This is a genomic window from Halogeometricum sp. S1BR25-6, assembly GCF_031624495.1.
Classification (GTDB): domain Archaea; phylum Halobacteriota; class Halobacteria; order Halobacteriales; family Haloferacaceae; genus Halogeometricum; species Halogeometricum salsisoli.
The window spans coordinates 220,944-238,634 of record NZ_JAMQOP010000003.1 but is presented as its reverse complement, the minus strand read 5'-3'; the positions used below and the strand labels follow the sequence as shown (position 1 = coordinate 238,634).

Below are 17,691 nucleotides of genomic sequence, written 5' to 3'. Positions count from 1 at the left end.
GGTCGACTTCCGTCTCAGCGAGAGAGAACGAGGGACCGTGTTCGTCACCGCTTCTCCCGCACGCTTCGTACGACGTCGCGCGCCAGCGCCCACCCCGGACGCCCGTCGTAGACCCAGACACCGGCGGCCAGCAGCGTCACGCCCACCTCGAACGAGCGGACCCACAGTCCAAGCTCCGGGTACGACGGGATGTTGGCCGCCGTCCACGCGGCTTTGTGGGTTATCGTGTGCCCGATGCCGGGCGCTTGCGCCAGGGCGTCCGCGATTCTCTCGGCGGGGAACTCGAACGGCCAGACCCAAAACGACACCTCGCGGAGGTCCGTCTCGAACGTCCCCTGGAGGAACTGCGGCGCTCCGTCGCCGAGGGGCGCCGACGCGTAGCCCATGCCGAACGCGACGGTCGGGCCGAATTCACCGCGCATCCGGTAGACTGCGCCGCCGACTAGGAGGATGACCGGAAGCACAACGAGGTACGAGTGACCCAGCGACCGTCCGCTCTCCAAGACGCCGAGGAGCGCGAGCGGTTTGTCGATGAAGTCCGCTAACTGCGTCCCGAAGACGACGAGGACGGCCGCGGTCTGGTCCGGCGGCCGTCGAAACCGTGCGTGCGAGTACGCCGAATACAGGAGGTATCCGACAGCCAAGTGTGCGAATGGCCACATGCGGGGTACGGAAGGGTCGTCGCGGCGTTTGATAAGTCCAGCGTCGGCGGACCCGTTCCTCTACGACAACTCTTCGTGGATGTGGCCCGCCGCCTTCAGTGCGAGCGCTGCGATGGTGAGTGTCGGGTTCATCGCGCCGGCGGTGACGAAGGCGCTACCCGAGGCGATGTAGAGGTTCCGCAGGTCGTGCGTCCGGAGCGTGGGGTCGACGACGCTCTCGGATGGGTCTGTTCCCATACGGGTCGTTCCCGTCTTGTGGGAGGCGATCTTCGGACTCGCGAGGTCGCTCTCGGCGACGACCGTCGCGTCCATCTCCTCGAGGATGCGGTATTGGATCTCCCGCGCCCGCTCCATCGTCTCTATCGCGTGCGGTCCGAGGTTGAAGGAGACGTCCGGAACCGGATTGCCGTGGTCGTCGGTCGTGGACGTATCGAGGGTGACGGCGTTCTCCTCTCGGGGGAGCAGTTCGGGGTTGGCGAACATGCTGACCCGACGGTTCGGCGTGCGGTCCCGCATCTTCTCGAGCGTTTCGTCCCCCCACGAGTCCCCGGTCAACACGTCCGTGAGATCCCCACGGGTCCCGTTGTCTCCGCCGCGCAGTGCGGTCTTCGAGAGGTGAACCGGATTCTCGTTGTCGAAGACGAATTTGATACTTCCCGGTCGGGAGTCCTCGTGGTCGTAGAACTGGTGAGTCTCGCTCGTATGGTACCCGATCGGTTCCTGCGCCGTCGGCCGTTCGAGTTCGCCGACGATGGAGACGATGGGCTGGTCCATGAAGTACTTCCCGACGACGCCGCTGGAGTTCGCCAGTCCGTCGGGGTACTGGTCGGACTTCGAGAGTAACAGGAGTCGGGGTATCTCGACGGCGCCGCAGGCGAGTACGAACCGACTCGCCGTCTGACGGTGGCGCTCCCCGTCCGGGGTCGCGTAGACGGCCGCTTCGACGCGTTCGCCCTTCGAGTCGTGTTCGAGCCGTTGCACGGGCGCGCGGTCGATGACGCGGGCGCCCTCCCCTTCCGCCTTCACGACGTGGACGTCGGCGCTGTACTTCGCCCCGGACGGACAGACCGGGATACAGGTGCTGAATCCGACGCAGGGACTGCGTCCGTCGTACAGCTCCGAGTTCCGCGCCTGCGGGACCGAGTGCATCGTGATGTCGAGAGCGTCGCACGCCTCGGCGAACAGCGTATCGGAGTAACTCGGGGGGAACGCGGGCATCGGATAGTCCGCTTCCCGCGGCGGCGCGAACGGGTTATCGTCCCCGCCGGCGACCCCCAGTTCCCGTTCGGCCCGCGCGTAGAAGGGTCGGAGGTCATCGTACGATATCGGCCAATCGGAGGCGAGTCCGTACCGCGACTGCATCTCGAAGTCCTTCTCGTGGAGGCGCGGGGTGATCCCGAGCCAGTGGAGTGTCGTCCCCCCGACGGCCTTCACCCGCGTGTTGTTCAGCCCGTAGTACACGTCGCCGGAGGAGGTGTATCGGTCGCGCTCGCCGCCCATCTCCCAGACGTCCCGGAACGACCCCTCGGGGCGGATCGCCTCCTCCATCTGTGCCGTTCGATTCGACGGGTCGAACCGGCGACCCGCTTCGAGTATGACTACCTCGTGGCCGCGCTTCGCGAGCGAGTGTGCCGTCAGCGCACCGGCGACGCCGGATCCGACGACGCAGACGTCCGGGTCCGGAGACGGGGCGCGGCCACCCTGACCCTTCGATTTCCCGCTCATCAGTCGGTCACCTCGGAGCTTCGCGCTGTAGTCGGCGGCTTCTGGTACGATTCGTAGCCGCCGGGGTATCCGACGGGGTTCTCCATACCGATCAACTGCCCCCCTTTTGGCGAGGTGTACAGCCCGTACAGCACCTGGTCGACCAGGTAGTACCGAACCCGCTCCGGAAGGCTCCCGTCCGGCGAGGCGCCCGTTCGGTCGACGCCCATCCCTCGAAGTACCGAGTCGCGTTGGTCGACCGAGAGGTCGGCGAACGCCGAACCGCGCGTTCGCCGCGCGTACGAGTCGAGTTCGTCGGCGGCCGCCGCGACGGAGGCGCTCCGTCGGTCCGTCAGCCCGGACGCGTACTGGGTTACGAACTCGTCGGTCCCCGAGACCTCCGACGGATACACTACCTCGGCGACGGCGACCAGCGTGCGGGCCGCGGCGTCTCCGTCGGCGTCCGAATCGCTCGTCCGGTCGGTGCGGGACGCCCCCGACCCGTACGCACCGACCGCTCCGGCGCTTCCGCCCGCGACGAGGGACAGCATGGCGTCTCGCCGAGTCAATCGCATGCTCGTGGGATGCAGTTCGATACCATTAGTTGTTCTGTTGACGTTGGTGACGATCGACGTCTCGGTCTCGGTCCTGATCGCGACCGTACGGGAGGAGGCCCCATCGGAGCGACGAGAGGATCCACAACGTGGCGAGGGTCGTACCGACCGCGATCTGCAAAATCACACCTCCTCGCCCGAAGGGTCCCGCCTCGGTGAAAACCAGCAGCGGGTCGAGGCCGCGAAGGCGGAGGTGGAACGGCGGCACCAGCTCTACGACCTGAAACCAGCCGGAGATGGCGCTACCGAGCAGGAACCAGGCGAACAGTATCGCGGCCGTTACGACGACCCACGTCCGACTCTCACCCGTACGACCGTCCTCCGTCGGCCGAATCGCATCGACCATCGCTCGCCAGCGTTCCTCGCTGACGAAGCGGGGGACCGCCACGAGGACGAGACCGCCCCAGACGACCGCGGAGGCGGCGTACTCGGTCGCGACGAATAGGGCCGTCGGGAAGAACGGGAGCGTCCCCGCGATTTCGTACCCCCACGAGGAGACGACTGCGGCGCCGAGCGAGGCGATACCGACCGCGACGGCGAACTCGCGTGCCTGAACGAGCGGCGGTGCGCGGAGGGGGTGCTGGTGACGAACCGAGCCGAACCGATTCCAGAGAAGGTACGTCAGTAGTCCGAGCACGAGAAGCCCGACGCTCTCCCAGACGGCCGGAACCCCCGTTACGATTCGGTAAGCGAGGTACCCGAGTGTGCTTCCGACGACGGCCGCAGGGCCGCCCACCAGTCCGGCTACCGCGACGAGTCCCGGCACCGGTCGGAACACCAGCGGCCCGATGTTCACCGCGGTCACCGCCTGGACGCTCGATACCGCCACGCAGAGGACCGCTCCGACCACCCCGAGGAGCGCGCGTTCGAGTCGCGAAGCCCACACTGAACGCTGAGTTGGCGTGCTATCCCCGACTTCTGTCATCTAAAGAACTTTTTCCTAGCGCAGTTATATAATGGTTTCGGCGAAACCGCTGAGACGATTCGTTTGATAAGTGTCTGTTCGTCGAACCTTCGATGGATCTCTCTCCGTTCGTTCTCCGTCGCTTTCGGCAGCGGTCCCGGCGGCGCCGACCCGCGACGATTGGTCCGTCACCGAATCACGAAACACTTCTCGTCGGCCGCCCGAAAGCTGTACTCCCGTGAACATCGACGGATCCGAACTCTCGGTAGTCGGCTGAACACTCACTAACACGCCTCCGGGAAACAGACATACTCCAATGACACGTTCGGTCGTCGCGCCCATTACTAGTATCTGATACTTATCTGGAAGATGCCGAGGATTAGTGTCATCTTCACCGACATACTATGAATCTAGCTAGAATCGATATTTGTCTTCTCGGCGGCCCTGATGTATGGATCCGAAAGCGAACGACGGACGGAGTATCGTCTCCGATGCGCGCCGCCGAGAGTCGTCGGTCAGCGCGGTGCGAGGAGTAGTCGACGTTTCGGATACCCATCTAGCGTGGTCACATCGTTCGGAACGAGTGTCCTCGCGCGACTCGGGGAGAACTATCGACTCGGGGATAACGATCGGTTCGGGACCGCTGAACCGATTCGAAGGAGCACACCTATGACTTCAAATCACGGTTACAACACTCCGGCAGAGGGTACCGTCGACTGGCACGTCCCGCTCAACGAAAACTTCCACAAGATAGACACGGGCGTGGAAATTCGGGACACGGAGGAGAGTCTCGATCAATACACACCAAAAGGGGGGGCGAAGTTCCTCGCGACGGACACCGGTGTTCGTTATCTCGGCGATGGGTCGGAGTGGAAGGAGGCTCCAGTTCATCTACCGGCACTTCTCGAAGCTCCTACATACTCAAGCACTAACCCGTCTGAGACGTCGGTCGGAGAACTGTGGTACCGGTCCGATCTCGACGCTTTAGTGGTGCAGTCGAAGTTGGGGGTCGTGAACGTTCTGACGGGCGCGATAATCGAGGATGCGAATACCGAGAGCGAATCTAACAGTTCGACCGATGAAACCCACACTCTAAGCGTCGAAGCAGTAGACGGAGCAAGTTGGGATCGATACCGCGCTGTTATTGACGGAGAAATCATCGACACTCAGAATATAAACACTGGAGATTCAATTACCCCGCAGCCAGACGGTACCGTTCTTATTGAAGGCGGAATTAGGGGGGGAGCGACTCCCGAAGTGTTCACGTTCCGGGGAACGCTTACCAGTCTCTCACTTACCGTTGAGGGGACTGCGTATCTAGACGGACAGCCGATCGACCCAACGGATTACTGAGTGAGAGCATGACTACGAACCACGGCTACAACACGCCTTCGGAAGGTACGGTTGACTGGCACCATCCACTGAACGAAAACTTCTGGAAGATCGACTTGGGTGTCGAGAACCGAGGCCTTGAGGAAAATCTGGGCGAATACACCCCGACAAAGGGAGCGAAGTTCCTTGCAGCCGACACAGGCAAGCGATATCTGGGTGATGGATCCCAGTGGGTCGAAGCGCCCGTTCATCAGGGGCGACTCGTCGCTCCCCGGAGAACGAGCGATCCGAGCGACGCGACCGAGGGCCAGATCTGGTTCCGTACCGACACGGACGAACTGCGCGCGTTCATCGGTGGTACGTCCGAGACGCTAACGGCCAGTCACAGCGACGGCGACGAGACAGGCACCATTGACCTATCGATGGACACGATGGACGAGGTTCTGTCTCGGTGGTCGCTACCCATCAATCGCCGGAAGCTCAGCATCAACACGAGCCGCCAACGAGAGGGTACGGGCTGTCTCGAAATTAATCAGCCGGAAGGGTCCTACTATGGGACAGCCATGCAACTTCGGTTTGAGGACCAACCCGAGTTCGGCTCCGGGCTGGACGAATGTCACATGCGCTGTTGGGTCATGCTGGACGAGGACTACGCCTTCGAGAACGGCTTCGACGGCCGAGTGGCCGGCAAGGGCTTCCCCGGATTCTCCGGTAAATGGGACTCGGGTGCGGGTTCCGGTGGCACTCGGTCCGACGGCACGAATGGGTGGTCGGCGCGAGGTCAACTCTATCGCGGTGACTTCCACGGCGGGACTAAGGATCAGTTCTCGCTGGCCTACTACGTCTATTCGGCCGACGAGTACCAGACCTCCATCCACCCGGACAAACTGATGAACAAAGGGCAATGGTACCAACTCGACCGCTACTGTAAGATGAACTCCGGGAAGAACACCAACGATGGGGTGCTCAAGCAGTGGCACGATGGCGAGTTAGTGATCGACGAGCGAGGGTTCAACTTCGCGTGGACGTCGCCGTACGACTCCATCGAGGGCATCTGGAACAACTTCTACTATGGCGGTGGGTGGGGTGCCCAGCCCGGCACTGGGAACAATTACGCCTACATTGACCACATGAAGGTGTGGGACCGAGAGAATCCTCCCTGAATTAGGCACCTCCACGCCGCGTCGGCCCTCACGAGATACCCAACTTCGGAAGAAACGATAGCTGACGATCTGTCCGAATCGTGCTATTATTTTCGATAGCTCACGTATTCTTGCACTTTCCCTTAGTGTGATAATAGTAAGATAAATGAGTACAACACGTGAGTAGTAGCGTATGGTGGAACTTTCCGTCGTCATTCCTACGATCATTGAGAACGAGGAGGACATCGAAGCCGTTCAGTACCTCTGCCGAGGGAGCTACGACGACTACGAAGTCATTGTTCGCCGCGACACGGGCGCCTCCAAAGCGCGCAACGAAGGAATCAAACGAGCTAATGCGGACAAGATAGTTTTCCTCGATGACGATTCGATGCCTCGGGAGGGGTATCTCGAGGCGGCCAGTAAAGCCCTTGACGAACACGATGCCGTCGCCGGACGGGTTTTTCAGCCGGACGATTCCCCCTTCAAGTACAAAGACCTTCCGTGGCCGGACGAGTTTCCGTTCAAGTACAAGGATATGCCCTGGTACGACCAGGGAGACGAACCGAAGGAGACAGAGTGGTTACCGGGGTGTAACATGGCGATGACCAAGGAACTGCTAGAGGACGTGGGCGGCTTCGACGAGCGGATTCACCACGGTCACGAAGAGACAGAACTCGCAGAGCGCATCTGCCGCGATCACTCGATTCATTATCATCCGGAGATGGTCGTTGACCACTCCTTCGCCGACTCGGTCTTCGAGTACTGGAAGAAGAGCCACCGACACGGGAAAGCGGACGTACGGCGGTGGGAGATTAAGGACACGCCACGGAGCAAGCGGGTGGTGCAGGCGCTCCTTCTCGACACGGTCAACCGAAGCGTCCCCAAGCTGGCGTTCTGGATCGCCGTCGAAGCCATCCACCACGTCGTGAGGTTCATCGGCCAAATCGATGGGCTACTCGATAACCGGAGTGACTCGTAGTTAGTAGCGCAGACATCGCGCGAGTCCTCGCGTCGTGCCGCACCGGACGTTGAATAGACGAACCGTGTCGTACGCCGGACGGGCAGTTCGACGGGCCGCCGGTACCACTAGGCGCTGTCGCCGACGAAAGGGGAATTCGGCGGTCAAAATGCAGCGAAACGCCGATTCGGAGACTGGAACATAACGACAGCGAAAGTCCTTCGTAATCTACTGGTACTGAATCACGACGGGACCGTTGGTGTACACGACGCTCGTGTTCGTCCGATTCCAGCGGTAGTTGCTCGCGTAGACCGGCGCGTCGATTTCGTACCCGCCGTACCGTGACGAGTTCAGATCGACGAGCACCGTCCGGATGCCGTTATTCCGGAATGCAGCCACGGAAACGACGGTAAGGCCCGGTTTTGTGATCAACTGACGGTCGGCTTGACTCGCCCTCATCTTCACGAACTGATCCGGCGCGGCTGGACTCTGTTGCTCCCAAGCGTACTGACGCTGGTAGACCATCAGGTCAGAGCGACTGTACACCGATTGCTGGTCGTTCGCGTGCGCGAATACGAAATCGGTCGCCGCCAGTTCCTCGTTCGTGATGTGCTCCTGTGGGCCTTTCTGGATTCCAAGGAGATCAGTGAGACCAGGATGGGTGAGGCCGCTAGTTATGGTCGTTAAGACGAGGGCCGCGGTGAACAAGACGACGATACCGCGTCGAAGCGTTGACCCGTCGGTGGGGCGCGCACCGTATCTGAACCCCGCGGCCGGAACGAGCACCAGAAACGGGAGTACCATGAGCCGGAGCCTGTTGTACGGGATCAGTCCCTCTAGCGGGATCCAGACAGGACTCGGGAAATACAGGGCAGCTGCGGGGAGAAACGCCAATAGGATGAGACGCCACCTCAACGTCTTGAACAGGTCCGTAGTGAGAATCACCAAGACGCCGATGCCGGCGAGCGCTAACAAGAACGAGTAGTGGACACTGTCGACGAAAAATGGAATCGACTCGGCGATGAGTTGTTCGACCGAGCTGACCGTGTCGATGAGGTAGATACGAGACGGGATTCCTTCGGCGGTTGCGCTACTGAAAAACACCCAGATCAGAATCTCTCGGAATTTCGTGGTGATCAGGGCCCAGTAGGAACCGAACATCAGACAGAAGACCAAGAACATGAACACCGTGTGGTTGGCGGTGGTATCCTTCGTGCGCCGCCGCAACGCGTTGATCGCAAGGTATCCAGTTGGAACTGCAGTTATGAAGATCGCTATTAGGATACTCACGTGGTGGGTGGCAATCCACGCCGCTAAGATCGGCACTGTGACCGCGATATCTCGGCCGGTCCAACTGCCCCTGTATAGGAGATAGAGAAAGACGCAGAACAGAACGAAGCTCATCGATTGGTAGTGGGCGATTGAGCCGTAGTGGAGGAACGCGATGTTGATGCTCACGAACCCCGTGGCGATCAACGCCAGAGAGCGAGAGTGGCTCCACTCATTGAAGAAGAGGTATCCGGCGAGGAGCGCAATCTGGAAGAGAAGCGCCATGAGAACGCCCATGAACGGTCGCGGACTGATTTTGGTGAACTGCATTCCCGTACTGGCGAGAACGTGAAACGCGGCGAAGAAGTAGTATCGAGTCGACGAGATGGCAGAGAGCCATTGAGAGTCGCGGAGCACCATCGCGGTGGTGGTGTGGTTGATGGTGTCCGCCACGTTCGTGTAATACGCGACGGTGAACACCTGTGAGGAGATGAGCAAAATCGACGTTCCACAGAGTAGCGTCAGGTCGATACAGGCCGACGTATCGGCATTTTCGAGGGCGAACGCTCGGAGAAAGATGGCGACCAGTACCGTCGTCACGCAGGCGTAGAATACGAGGCCGGGACCAATCAGCGCCAGCACGGCGGCGCTCGCCACCAAGACGATAGCCACCGCCCGGGCATCCAGAATATCGGCCGCGACCGTCTCGGAGGACGGTCTGCCCACCAGCAGGAGGACGTCAACGAACAGCGTCGCCGCGATGAGATAGAATGCCAGCCCGACGAACCGGGCGCGGCCGATCCGCACGGCTAACCAGAGTCCGACTGGTAGTGCGAGATGACCGAGAAGAAGCCCGATACGGAGATGAGAAACTCCGCTGAGGCGGCGTAGAGACATGTGTCATCCATCCGAATACGAAATAGATATAGCTTTCGTCGTCTCCGCCGGGTGTCCGACCAAGACCGGTGATTTCAGTGATAGTGTGTTGGCAGACCTTATCAGACGTGTAGTTCCCGACGATTCGGCGTTTTCTGCGTCAGTCTCTCCGTGATGGACCCACTGCGCCCCCTTCGATGAAATGATACAACCAGACGTAGCCGTCGTTTCCGGATGAGTCTGTCAGATCTTTCCTAATGCCGCGGTCATGCCGTTAACCTTCCCGACAGTAGCGAGAGTGAGTGTCTACGGTAGCAAAATAGATTTATGATGCCTCTTTAACAACACACCACACATGACGAGAAACGTCGCGCTCATCATCCTTGATTCGGTCAGGAAGGACCACTTCGATGAGTATGCGCCACGAATTCAGTCGATAGCCGATGTGAGCTTCGAACAGTGTCGGGCGGCGAGTTCTTGTAGCGTCCCGAGTCACGGAAGTATACTCACGGGAGACCTTCCGCACGAGAGCGGAGTCACGTATACCAAGGTGAGATACGACGGAATCTCTCGTTCGGACACGTTTCTTGACTCTCTTCCCGACCACAGGACGTTCGGCGTCAGTGCGAACGTCTGGGCGAGTACTGAGTTCGGATTCGGCGACTACTTCGACGATTTCGTAAATATATCGCCGTACCGTCGGTTCCAAGACGGAATGGATGTTAAACGGTTTGCACTGTCGGAGTGCGACGCCACCGGGGTTGATCTCTATCTCGAGTACCTCAAAACGGCACTGCGTCGAGACAACTCGCTACAGAGCTTCGCTAACGGTCTGTTCGCGCAGGTCGATCAGTGGCTGTCGAAGTCTTCACTCCCGAAACCGTTGGACGACGGCGCATCGACTATCTGCCGGGAGATCAGCAAGCGAACGGACGACTCCTCTCAACCGTTCTTCTTCTTCACGAACTTCATGGACGCGCACGGACCGATGCACCACGTGATCGGCTACGATAAATCGATTCACGACGTCCCCAACTCTTGGTCTTCTCTTTCGTTCGACCACCTTGACGAGGTGACGTACAATATCGATGGCGCGGTAGATACGTACGACGAATTCGTCTCCAACTATCGGCAACTCTACGCGGCGTCTATCGACTACCTTGACCGGAAGGTGGCAAATCTCATTGCCGACGTTCAAGCGGCGACCGAACACGAGACAACGTTCATAATCACCGCGGATCACGGCGAGAACCTCGGATACGCCCCTGAGGATCATCTCTTCGGTCACACCAGTAGCCTCTCCGAAGCGCTTCTTCACGTCCCACTCTACATCGTTAACGCGCCAGAGGGGAGTTACGACGAGGAGGAACACGAACTCTTTAGCCATCTCGAACTAGGGGAGCTAATCGCCTCGCTCGCAGACGGTGAAGCGGCCGATGTCTTCCGTGAAACTGTACCTGCAGAGTTGATCGGGCGCGACAGAGACGAAGTGAAGGAACTCGCATCGGAGGACCTTTTTGAGTTCCACTCTCGTTCTCAACGCTGTGCGATCGCGGACGAGGAGAAGTTGGTGTGGGACTCCCTCGGCGAGACCGCCAAGTACCGATTGGACAGGACACGGCCGAACTGGCAGGAACACGTGGCTGACGACATTCAAATCCCCGAGTGGGCGACTGAACACTTCTCCGTCGACTTAAACGAGTATCGCGCGGCTATCGAACTAGAAGAGCGGAAAGCTGAGAGAGACGACGTCGACGAACACACGAAAGATAGGTTAGAAGAACTCGGATACCTCTAACTGTTACGAAACCCGTTGTCGAGGCGGTCCGGAGACGCTCCTGCGTTATAGGCGACTGCGGCGAACGACTCACACCGATTCTTGTTTCGAGGACGTGTTCGCAGAGCCGAGTCACCGTCTCTGACCTCGGTTACCCACGCACCGTTGACGCGGTACGGAACGAATCGAGAGTAGCCACTCTCGCTCATGCTGTTGCTTGTCCGGCGATACGACTACGGTTCGAGGCGGTCAGATGTAGCCGAGGTCCGTCAGCCGTTCTTCCGTCTTCGAGTCCAACCCGGCCGCTGTCCCGACGTGTTTCTCGTCGGCGAGGTCTGCTTTTAGTTTCGACGCGAGTTCTGGGTCGTCTACCAGTTTGTCGGTGGCGATGTCGAGCACCACGGTCTCGTTTTCGTGGGGCGAGTGGATCAGGAGATGGCCGTCTCGAACGACCGCCTGTTGGTCGTATCCGTAAGCGATCTCCTCGGCGAGCACCCCTCGGTCGGGTACGGGGTCTTGTAGGGGCACGCCGTCGAGCGACGATAGCAGTTTGTTCGACGCGGACAGTTCGGCCAGAGTCGTCGGTACGATGTCCGTGGTGGATGTCCACTCGGTTGTCTGACGGTCGCTCCCGCCGACGATGATCAGGGGGACGAAGAGTACTTCGGGAATGAGGGCGTGTCCGTGTCCGGTCCCATAGATGCCCCGCGGGTCTTTGAAGTGATTCCGCTCTAGTTCGACCCGTTCCCAGAACTCCTCACCGTGGTCACCCACGACGACGATCAGTGTGTCGTCCAGTTCGTCACGAACGGAGAGTGCCCCGAACAGCCGTCGAATCTGGTCGTCGACGTAGCGGAGGTTGCTGTCATAGAGTTTCAGTTTCGCCTGCCGATAAGCCTTGAACTTGTCTTCGGGTTCCGTTGTGTGAGTGAAGTCCCAGTGTTCAACATCTGGGATGTTGGGGATCTCTCCGAATGGTTTCATCTCGGGGCGCCGAAGGTGCGTGTGAAGGTCGCCGAGGTGGACGTATCCGAACCGGGGACCATCGGCCGAGTCCCACCACTCGAGTAGGTGATCCACCATATCCTCCGCTGGTTCGTTATAGTGGCTGTCGTGATAGATGTTGGCATTCTTGAACCGACCACGGACGGGGAGTTCCGCGGTAGCGATAGCAGTCGAGAGGTAGGTATCATATCCCTCCTTCGCGAGTACCTCAGGGAGCGTGTACACGTCCTCACGCACGCGTGTAGGCGGTGTATCCATCCCTTCGTTTCGAAATTTCGATTCGAAGACTGCGCCGTGATTATGTGGGTACATCCCCGTCAGGATGGATGGAACCGAAGAGTACGTCCACGAGGCGGCCGAAGCGCAGTTTGGGTAGTAGTTCCCGACCGAGTCGAGGAACGGCGTCGTCTCTCGATCATACCCCGCGCGCGAGAGGTGGTCATTACGGAGACAATCGACGGCAACGAACAGTACGTTGCGATCGTCAAGATCGTACTGGGGTACATCAGATAGTCGTCGCCGAAACCGAACCCTGTTCTGGACCGGTTGCACGAGATTGTATAGTGTGGCCCGATAGATCGGACCGATGGCGCCCCTCGCTCTGCGGATCCGCTCGTTTCCGACCACCGATCTCGCGAGTTCAGAAATGTGGTTCGTTCTCATAGACGTAAGGCGTTTGAACTCTTCGCCGTCCAAGCTAAGAAAGTTACCGGAGAAACGGGTGTTAACCGCTTCCAAGTTAATTCCTCAGTCCCTGAGAGGACCCCTTGAATCGACTCGAGTTGCATTTTGTTCATAATTATTTTATATTCTTTCAATAGACATGGAATCTATCGGGCACAAGAGTGGTTAATCCACCGACCCGGTCGAAACTTTCTGTCTACAGCTGGTATCCACCTCTATTTCGCCGCCCCAGTCGGATGACCAATCTGACCGGTGGTCGACATTCCGCGGAAACGCAGGTTGGCGTCAGTTCGCGCGGTTATTTTCCGACGTAACAGGAAGAACGCAAGCGTCGGTCCCAGCGACAAGAGTGTAGTCAGCCAAGGCCAGCGATGTCGCCGAGGCGACCAAGGGAATGAGTACTTGATTTTGCCGAGACCAGGGGCAACTATTTTGTCAGTATGCGTTAACGAAGCAACTGTATGAGTCAAAACCAGTATGTCCTAGCTATCAATCCGTGCGTGGCCAACGCCGGATCACACGATCCGAGCGCGGTGCTGTTCAAGGACGGCGAGATAGTCTTCGGCGTGGAGGAAGAGCGGTTCACTCGCCAGAAGCACGCGATGAACACGTTTCCGAAGCAGGCCATCGACGCGTGTCTCGACGCCGAGGGGCTTTCGCTGCGCGAAGTGGACAAGATCGCCGTCTCATGGGATCCGTCTCTCTTCCGTCGGGCCCTCCCGCCGGTCAGGCGTCAGGCGACCGAGACCGATTCCGTGCTCGAACGGGCGAAGTTCCTCGGATGGCGGGTGCGGACCGAGACCGCCTCGTGGCTGTCCGGGCGGCGCGCGGTCAAACAGCACCTCCGGGAGATGGAGACGTCGCTCCCGCCGGTCGAGTTTCACGAGCACCACGCCTGCCACGCCGCCAGCGCGTTCTACCCGACGCCGTTCGAGGAGGCGTTGGTCGTGTCGCTGGACGGTCGCGGCGAGCACGACGCGACGAGCGTCTGGTGGGGGACCGAGGACGGTCTGCGCCGCCTTCGAACGTACGAGTACGCGAACAGCCTCGGGTTCTTCTACGGGGCGGTGACGCAGTTCCTCGGCTTCCGCGCCAACAACGGCGAGGGGAAGGTGATGGGACTCGCCCCCTACGGCTCACCGAACGAGGACATCGAATCGGCCCTCCGAAGCGTGATTACGACGGGCGCGGACTACGACGTCACCGCGCTCTCTCAGGGCTTCGGATACGCGACGAACCGACTCGAAGACCTCTTCGACCGCCCGCGCAAGGAGTCTCCGACGGACTTCACGCAGTGGGAGAAAGACCTCGCGTTCGCCACGCAGTCGCTCGTTGAGGAGATCGTCACCGACATCGTGCGCACCTACTGCGAACGGCTCGGAACGGGCAACGTCGGACTCGCGGGCGGGGTCGCGCTCAACTGTAAGATGAACAAGCGAGTCATGGAACTGGACTGCGTCGACGACCTCTTCATCCAACCGGTCTCGAACGACGCCGGGAGCGCGCTCGGTGCCGGTATGCGGGAGTACCGCCCGGACCAGGTGCCCCCGATGACCACGGCGTACTGGGGCCCGGAGTACTCCGTCGATCAGATCGAAGACCAACTGCAGACGAACAAGATATCGTACTCGCGACCCGACGACGTCGAACGCGTCGTCGCGGAGCGCATCGCCGACGGAGCGCTCGTCGGGTGGTTCCAGGGGCGGTTGGAGATGGGCCCGCGGGCCCTCGGCAACCGGAGCATCCTCGCCGACCCCCGGACGCGGGACTCGCTCGACCGGGTCAACAAGTTCGTCAAGCACCGCGAGGAGTGGCGGCCGTTCGCGCCGTCGATGCTCGAAGAGGCCATCGACGAGTATCTGCACCACGCGGAGCCGTCCCCGTACATGATAAAGACGTTCGACCCGAAAGCGGAGAAGAAAGACGACATCAGAGCGGTCCTCCACCCCGCCGACGACACGACGAGACCCCAGACCGTTCGGGAGGACCAGAACCCGCGCTACCACAGGCTCTTGACGGAGTTCGAGGACGTCACGGGCGTGCCGGTGCTCCTGAACACGTCGTTCAACGACCACGGCGAACCGATCGTCAACACGCCCTCCGAGGCCATCAAGGACTTCTTCGGGATGGGTCTCGACCTGCTCGTCCTCGGGGACGTCCTCGTCGAGAAGCGCGACGCCTCGCAAGCGGACCGCGAGCGACTCGAAGCGGACGTCACACAACAGGCGACCGACTGAACGCGACCGCCAGTCTGCGTTCGGTCGCTCCTGTTCGGAGCGCGTCATTCGAACGATTCGTACGGTCTGAACGGTTTCTCCGCGAAGTGGTCCGTTACGCCGACGTACGTCGATCGGAGGAGGTCGGTTTGCCCGCGGACTATCCAAAACAACGAAAATTGAACGATAGTCAACACGAACATCGAATAGAATATCGTTCGTTGAGAGACTGACAGTCGTTGCGACGCAAACTGTAGTCGATTTCGCATCCAGTGGTATACCATGAACGGACTCCGCTCCTGGGTCAGCCCCTCTTTGTGTTTTATCATTGAATCGGGATTAATCACGACCCGCTTTCCACGCTGCCGAGCCTGCACCGCCAAGTCGACGTCCTCCATCCCTAAGAAGTAGCCGTCGTGAAGGATATCATTTTCCTCAATAAAGGTACGATCGAGCAGAATGAGGGACGTCGGTGAGTAACTGACTTCATACGGGTCCTCGTTCCGGACGGTCCGGTATGTTGTGACTCGCCCGCCGAGATAGGGGAAGAAGCGCGCACCCGCGTTGAGAATCTCGTCGGTGTCGTACCGGTACTGGACGCCGCCGACGGCGGCGACGTCGTCGGACTCTTCGGCGGTTTCGACGAGCGGTGCGAGGAAGTCGGGACGCACCACGGTGTCGTTGTTCAGCAGGAGGACGTAGTCGGCGCCCGTCGAGAGCGCTCGTTCGATACCCGGATTGTTCCCCCCGGCGAAGCCACGGTTCTCGTCGTTGAACACGAACGTGCACCAGTCGAACTCCGCCGCGAGTCGCTCCCCGGAGCCGTCGGTAGAGCCGTTGTCTACGACGATGACGTCGTAGTTCGGATACTCGACGGAGCGGAGCGACCGCAGACACTCGGCCGTGTCCTCGTAGTTCTCCCAGGTGAGCACCACGATTCCGACCGCCGGTCGGTCGGTGTGGGTGTCGGTGTCGTCGTCAGATTCCGCTGCGGGAGTCGCGTCTGTCGCGGTCATCGGTCGAGAGGAGAAGACGCAGCCGCGGAGTTAACGTTTTCCCGCCGATCAGTCGTCCCCTCGCACCGGTTCGCCGGCGGCGCCGTCCGATTTTACCATCCGGATGCTCTGTGCGATCTTCAGGCGGAGCGAGGGCGACAAGAGCACGAACCCAGCGTAGACGACCGCGCCGAAGCCGATGACCCCGAAAAGACTGAAGATCGAGTCGACCGGAGCGACCGACTCGGTACCGAGCAGTACGAGCGTCATGCCGACCGACGAGACGACGACCCAGGCGAGCTCTCTCCACGGAATGCGGACCGTGAGATACCGCGACAGGTAGTTGACGCACATCGCCGTGTTGATGCCGAACGAGACGACCGTCGCGATGGCCGCCCCGATGAGCCCGTACTGCTGGATCAACACGACGTTGAGGATCAGGTTGGTCGTGATCGCGACGACGGCCGCGCGCGCCGCGAGTTCCGGGTGGTTCGTGGCTTTCAGCGACCGTCCCGTGATGACGTGGACGGCTTGGAGTATCTTCTCGGCCATCAGCACGACGAGGACGAGCGAAGCCGTCGCGTACTCCGCGTCGAAGACGAACGTGAGTATCTCCCGCGAAAACAGCAGCGTACCGAAGAACGCGGGAATCGCGATGATGAGCGACGGCGTGACCGCCTGGGGGATAATCCGTTCGATGCGCTCGATCGCTTCCTCGGCGTCCCACCGGCTGACCTGGGGGAATATCGTCTGCGCGATCGCGCTGCTTCCGATGATGACGACGCCGGTGACCCGCCAGGCTACCTCGTACGCGCCGACGTGCGCGGAGGTCAGGAACCAGCCGATGATGAGGACGTCCATCCAACTGTAGAAGTAGCCGCTGACCGCCGAGACGAAGTTGTAGCGGGAGTAGGCGGTGAGCGAGTGGACGTGCTCCATGGAGGGTCGACCGAACGCCGTTGAGCGTTTGATCATCGCCCAGACGAACGGAATCGCGTATCCGACGAGCAGTCCGTATATCAGCCCGGTGACGCCGAAGCCGGACGCGAGAAAGAAGTAGCCGACGACGAACCAGATGAGCTTGTGCGCCAGCCTGAGAATCGCCGTTTCGCCGACGCGGAGTTCCGCGCTTACGATCTGCAGGCCGAACTGGTAGAGTTCCTGACCGACAATTGCGACGGCGAGCAACACGGCGACGCTCTCGCCCGCGTAGTCGTTGATGTAGCTCCCGAACAGCAGCACGCCGCTCACGATGACGAACAGCGGAAGCGCCTTCAGGAGAACCGCGGTCGTCAGCATCTCGCTCGGACTGTCGCCTTCGCTGATCCGCTTTTCCGCGGCGCCGCGGAGACCGAGGTCCGCCGGGATCATGAGGACTCCAACGAGCGCCTCGAACAGGAAGAAGACGCCGAGTTCGCCCGGTGAGAGTTGGTTCGCGAAGAAAGCGATGCCGCCGAAGGTGATAATCGCCTTTCCGCCGTGTGCGACAGAGAGCTTGACGCTGGAACGAGCGATGTTCATTTGTGACCACCTCCAGTTCCCCCCTCCGTTCT

12 protein-coding genes and 1 pseudogene are annotated in these 17,691 nt (G+C 60.4%); 5 read left to right on the top strand and 8 right to left on the bottom strand.

Translation table 11 applies throughout. From position 1 onward, the window contains the following. Window positions 1-44: 44 nt before the first annotated feature. Genes NDI76_RS16275 through NDI76_RS16260 form a run of 4 tightly spaced genes read right to left on the bottom strand, consistent with a single transcriptional unit; the run spans window position 45 to window position 3,905 of the window. Window positions 45-662: a metal-dependent hydrolase gene (locus NDI76_RS16275; RefSeq protein WP_310925191.1), complete on the bottom strand. Its 618-nt coding sequence runs from the start codon at window positions 660-662 to the stop codon at window positions 45-47. Between the two features lie 60 nt (window positions 663-722). After that, on the bottom strand, window positions 723-2,387 hold the full coding sequence (locus NDI76_RS16270; protein WP_310925190.1) for a GMC family oxidoreductase: 1,665 nt from the start codon (window positions 2,385-2,387) through the stop codon (window positions 723-725). Further along, window positions 2,387-2,941, bottom strand: a complete 555-nt coding sequence (locus NDI76_RS16265) for a gluconate 2-dehydrogenase subunit 3 family protein (protein WP_310925189.1) — start codon at window positions 2,939-2,941, stop codon at window positions 2,387-2,389. Before NDI76_RS16265 ends, NDI76_RS16270 begins: the two co-directional genes overlap by 1 nt. Window positions 2,942-2,966: 25 nt before the next feature. Further along, entirely contained in the window at window positions 2,967-3,905 is a 939-nt protein-coding gene (locus NDI76_RS16260; protein ID WP_310925188.1) for a hypothetical protein, read from the bottom strand. 648 nt (window positions 3,906-4,553) lie between these two features. Here NDI76_RS16260 and NDI76_RS22645 point away from each other — a divergent pair. The 3 genes and pseudogenes from NDI76_RS22645 to NDI76_RS16245 all read left to right on the top strand — a co-directional run. Beyond that, window positions 4,554-4,757: pseudogene (locus tag NDI76_RS22645) on the top strand (hypothetical protein); the annotation flags it as partial. Between the two features lie 488 nt (window positions 4,758-5,245). Continuing rightward, entirely contained in the window at window positions 5,246-6,379 is a 1,134-nt protein-coding gene (locus tag NDI76_RS16250; RefSeq protein ID WP_310925186.1) for a LamG domain-containing protein, read from the top strand. 172 nt (window positions 6,380-6,551) lie between these two features. Continuing rightward, a complete protein-coding gene (locus NDI76_RS16245; RefSeq protein WP_310925185.1) occupies window positions 6,552-7,337 on the top strand; it encodes a glycosyltransferase family 2 protein in 786 nt (261 codons plus the stop codon). Between the two features lie 207 nt (window positions 7,338-7,544). Here NDI76_RS16245 and NDI76_RS16240 read toward each other — a convergent pair whose 3' ends face one another. Continuing rightward, window positions 7,545-9,482, bottom strand: a complete 1,938-nt coding sequence (locus tag NDI76_RS16240) for a hypothetical protein (RefSeq protein WP_310925184.1) — start codon at window positions 9,480-9,482, stop codon at window positions 7,545-7,547. 334 nt (window positions 9,483-9,816) lie between these two features. Between NDI76_RS16240 and NDI76_RS16235 the strand changes: the two genes are divergently transcribed. Beyond that, on the top strand, window positions 9,817-11,259 hold the full coding sequence (locus tag NDI76_RS16235) for a sulfatase-like hydrolase/transferase (protein ID WP_310925183.1): 1,443 nt from the start codon (window positions 9,817-9,819) through the stop codon (window positions 11,257-11,259). 228 nt (window positions 11,260-11,487) lie between these two features. Here the strand turns inward: NDI76_RS16235 and NDI76_RS16230 are convergent, their stop codons facing one another. Further along, the gene (locus tag NDI76_RS16230) at window positions 11,488-12,939 is read right to left on the bottom strand and encodes a sulfatase-like hydrolase/transferase (RefSeq protein ID WP_310925182.1); all 1,452 of its coding nucleotides are present in this window, start codon (window positions 12,937-12,939) and stop codon (window positions 11,488-11,490) included. 449 nt (window positions 12,940-13,388) lie between these two features. Here NDI76_RS16230 and NDI76_RS16225 point away from each other — a divergent pair, with 449 nt between their 5' ends. Next, window positions 13,389-15,164, top strand: coding sequence for a carbamoyltransferase family protein (locus NDI76_RS16225; RefSeq protein ID WP_310925181.1), 1,776 nt, complete (start codon window positions 13,389-13,391; stop codon window positions 15,162-15,164). A 44-nt stretch (window positions 15,165-15,208) separates the two neighbouring features. Here the strand turns inward: NDI76_RS16225 and NDI76_RS16220 are convergent, their stop codons facing one another. Both NDI76_RS16220 and NDI76_RS16215 read right to left on the bottom strand, forming a co-directional pair. Further along, the gene (locus NDI76_RS16220) at window positions 15,209-16,159 is read right to left on the bottom strand and encodes a glycosyltransferase family 2 protein (RefSeq protein WP_310925180.1); all 951 of its coding nucleotides are present in this window, start codon (window positions 16,157-16,159) and stop codon (window positions 15,209-15,211) included. Between the two features lie 48 nt (window positions 16,160-16,207). Further along, a complete protein-coding gene (locus NDI76_RS16215) occupies window positions 16,208-17,659 on the bottom strand; it encodes a flippase (protein WP_310925179.1) in 1,452 nt (483 codons plus the stop codon). Between the last annotated feature and the right edge of the window lie 32 nt (window positions 17,660-17,691).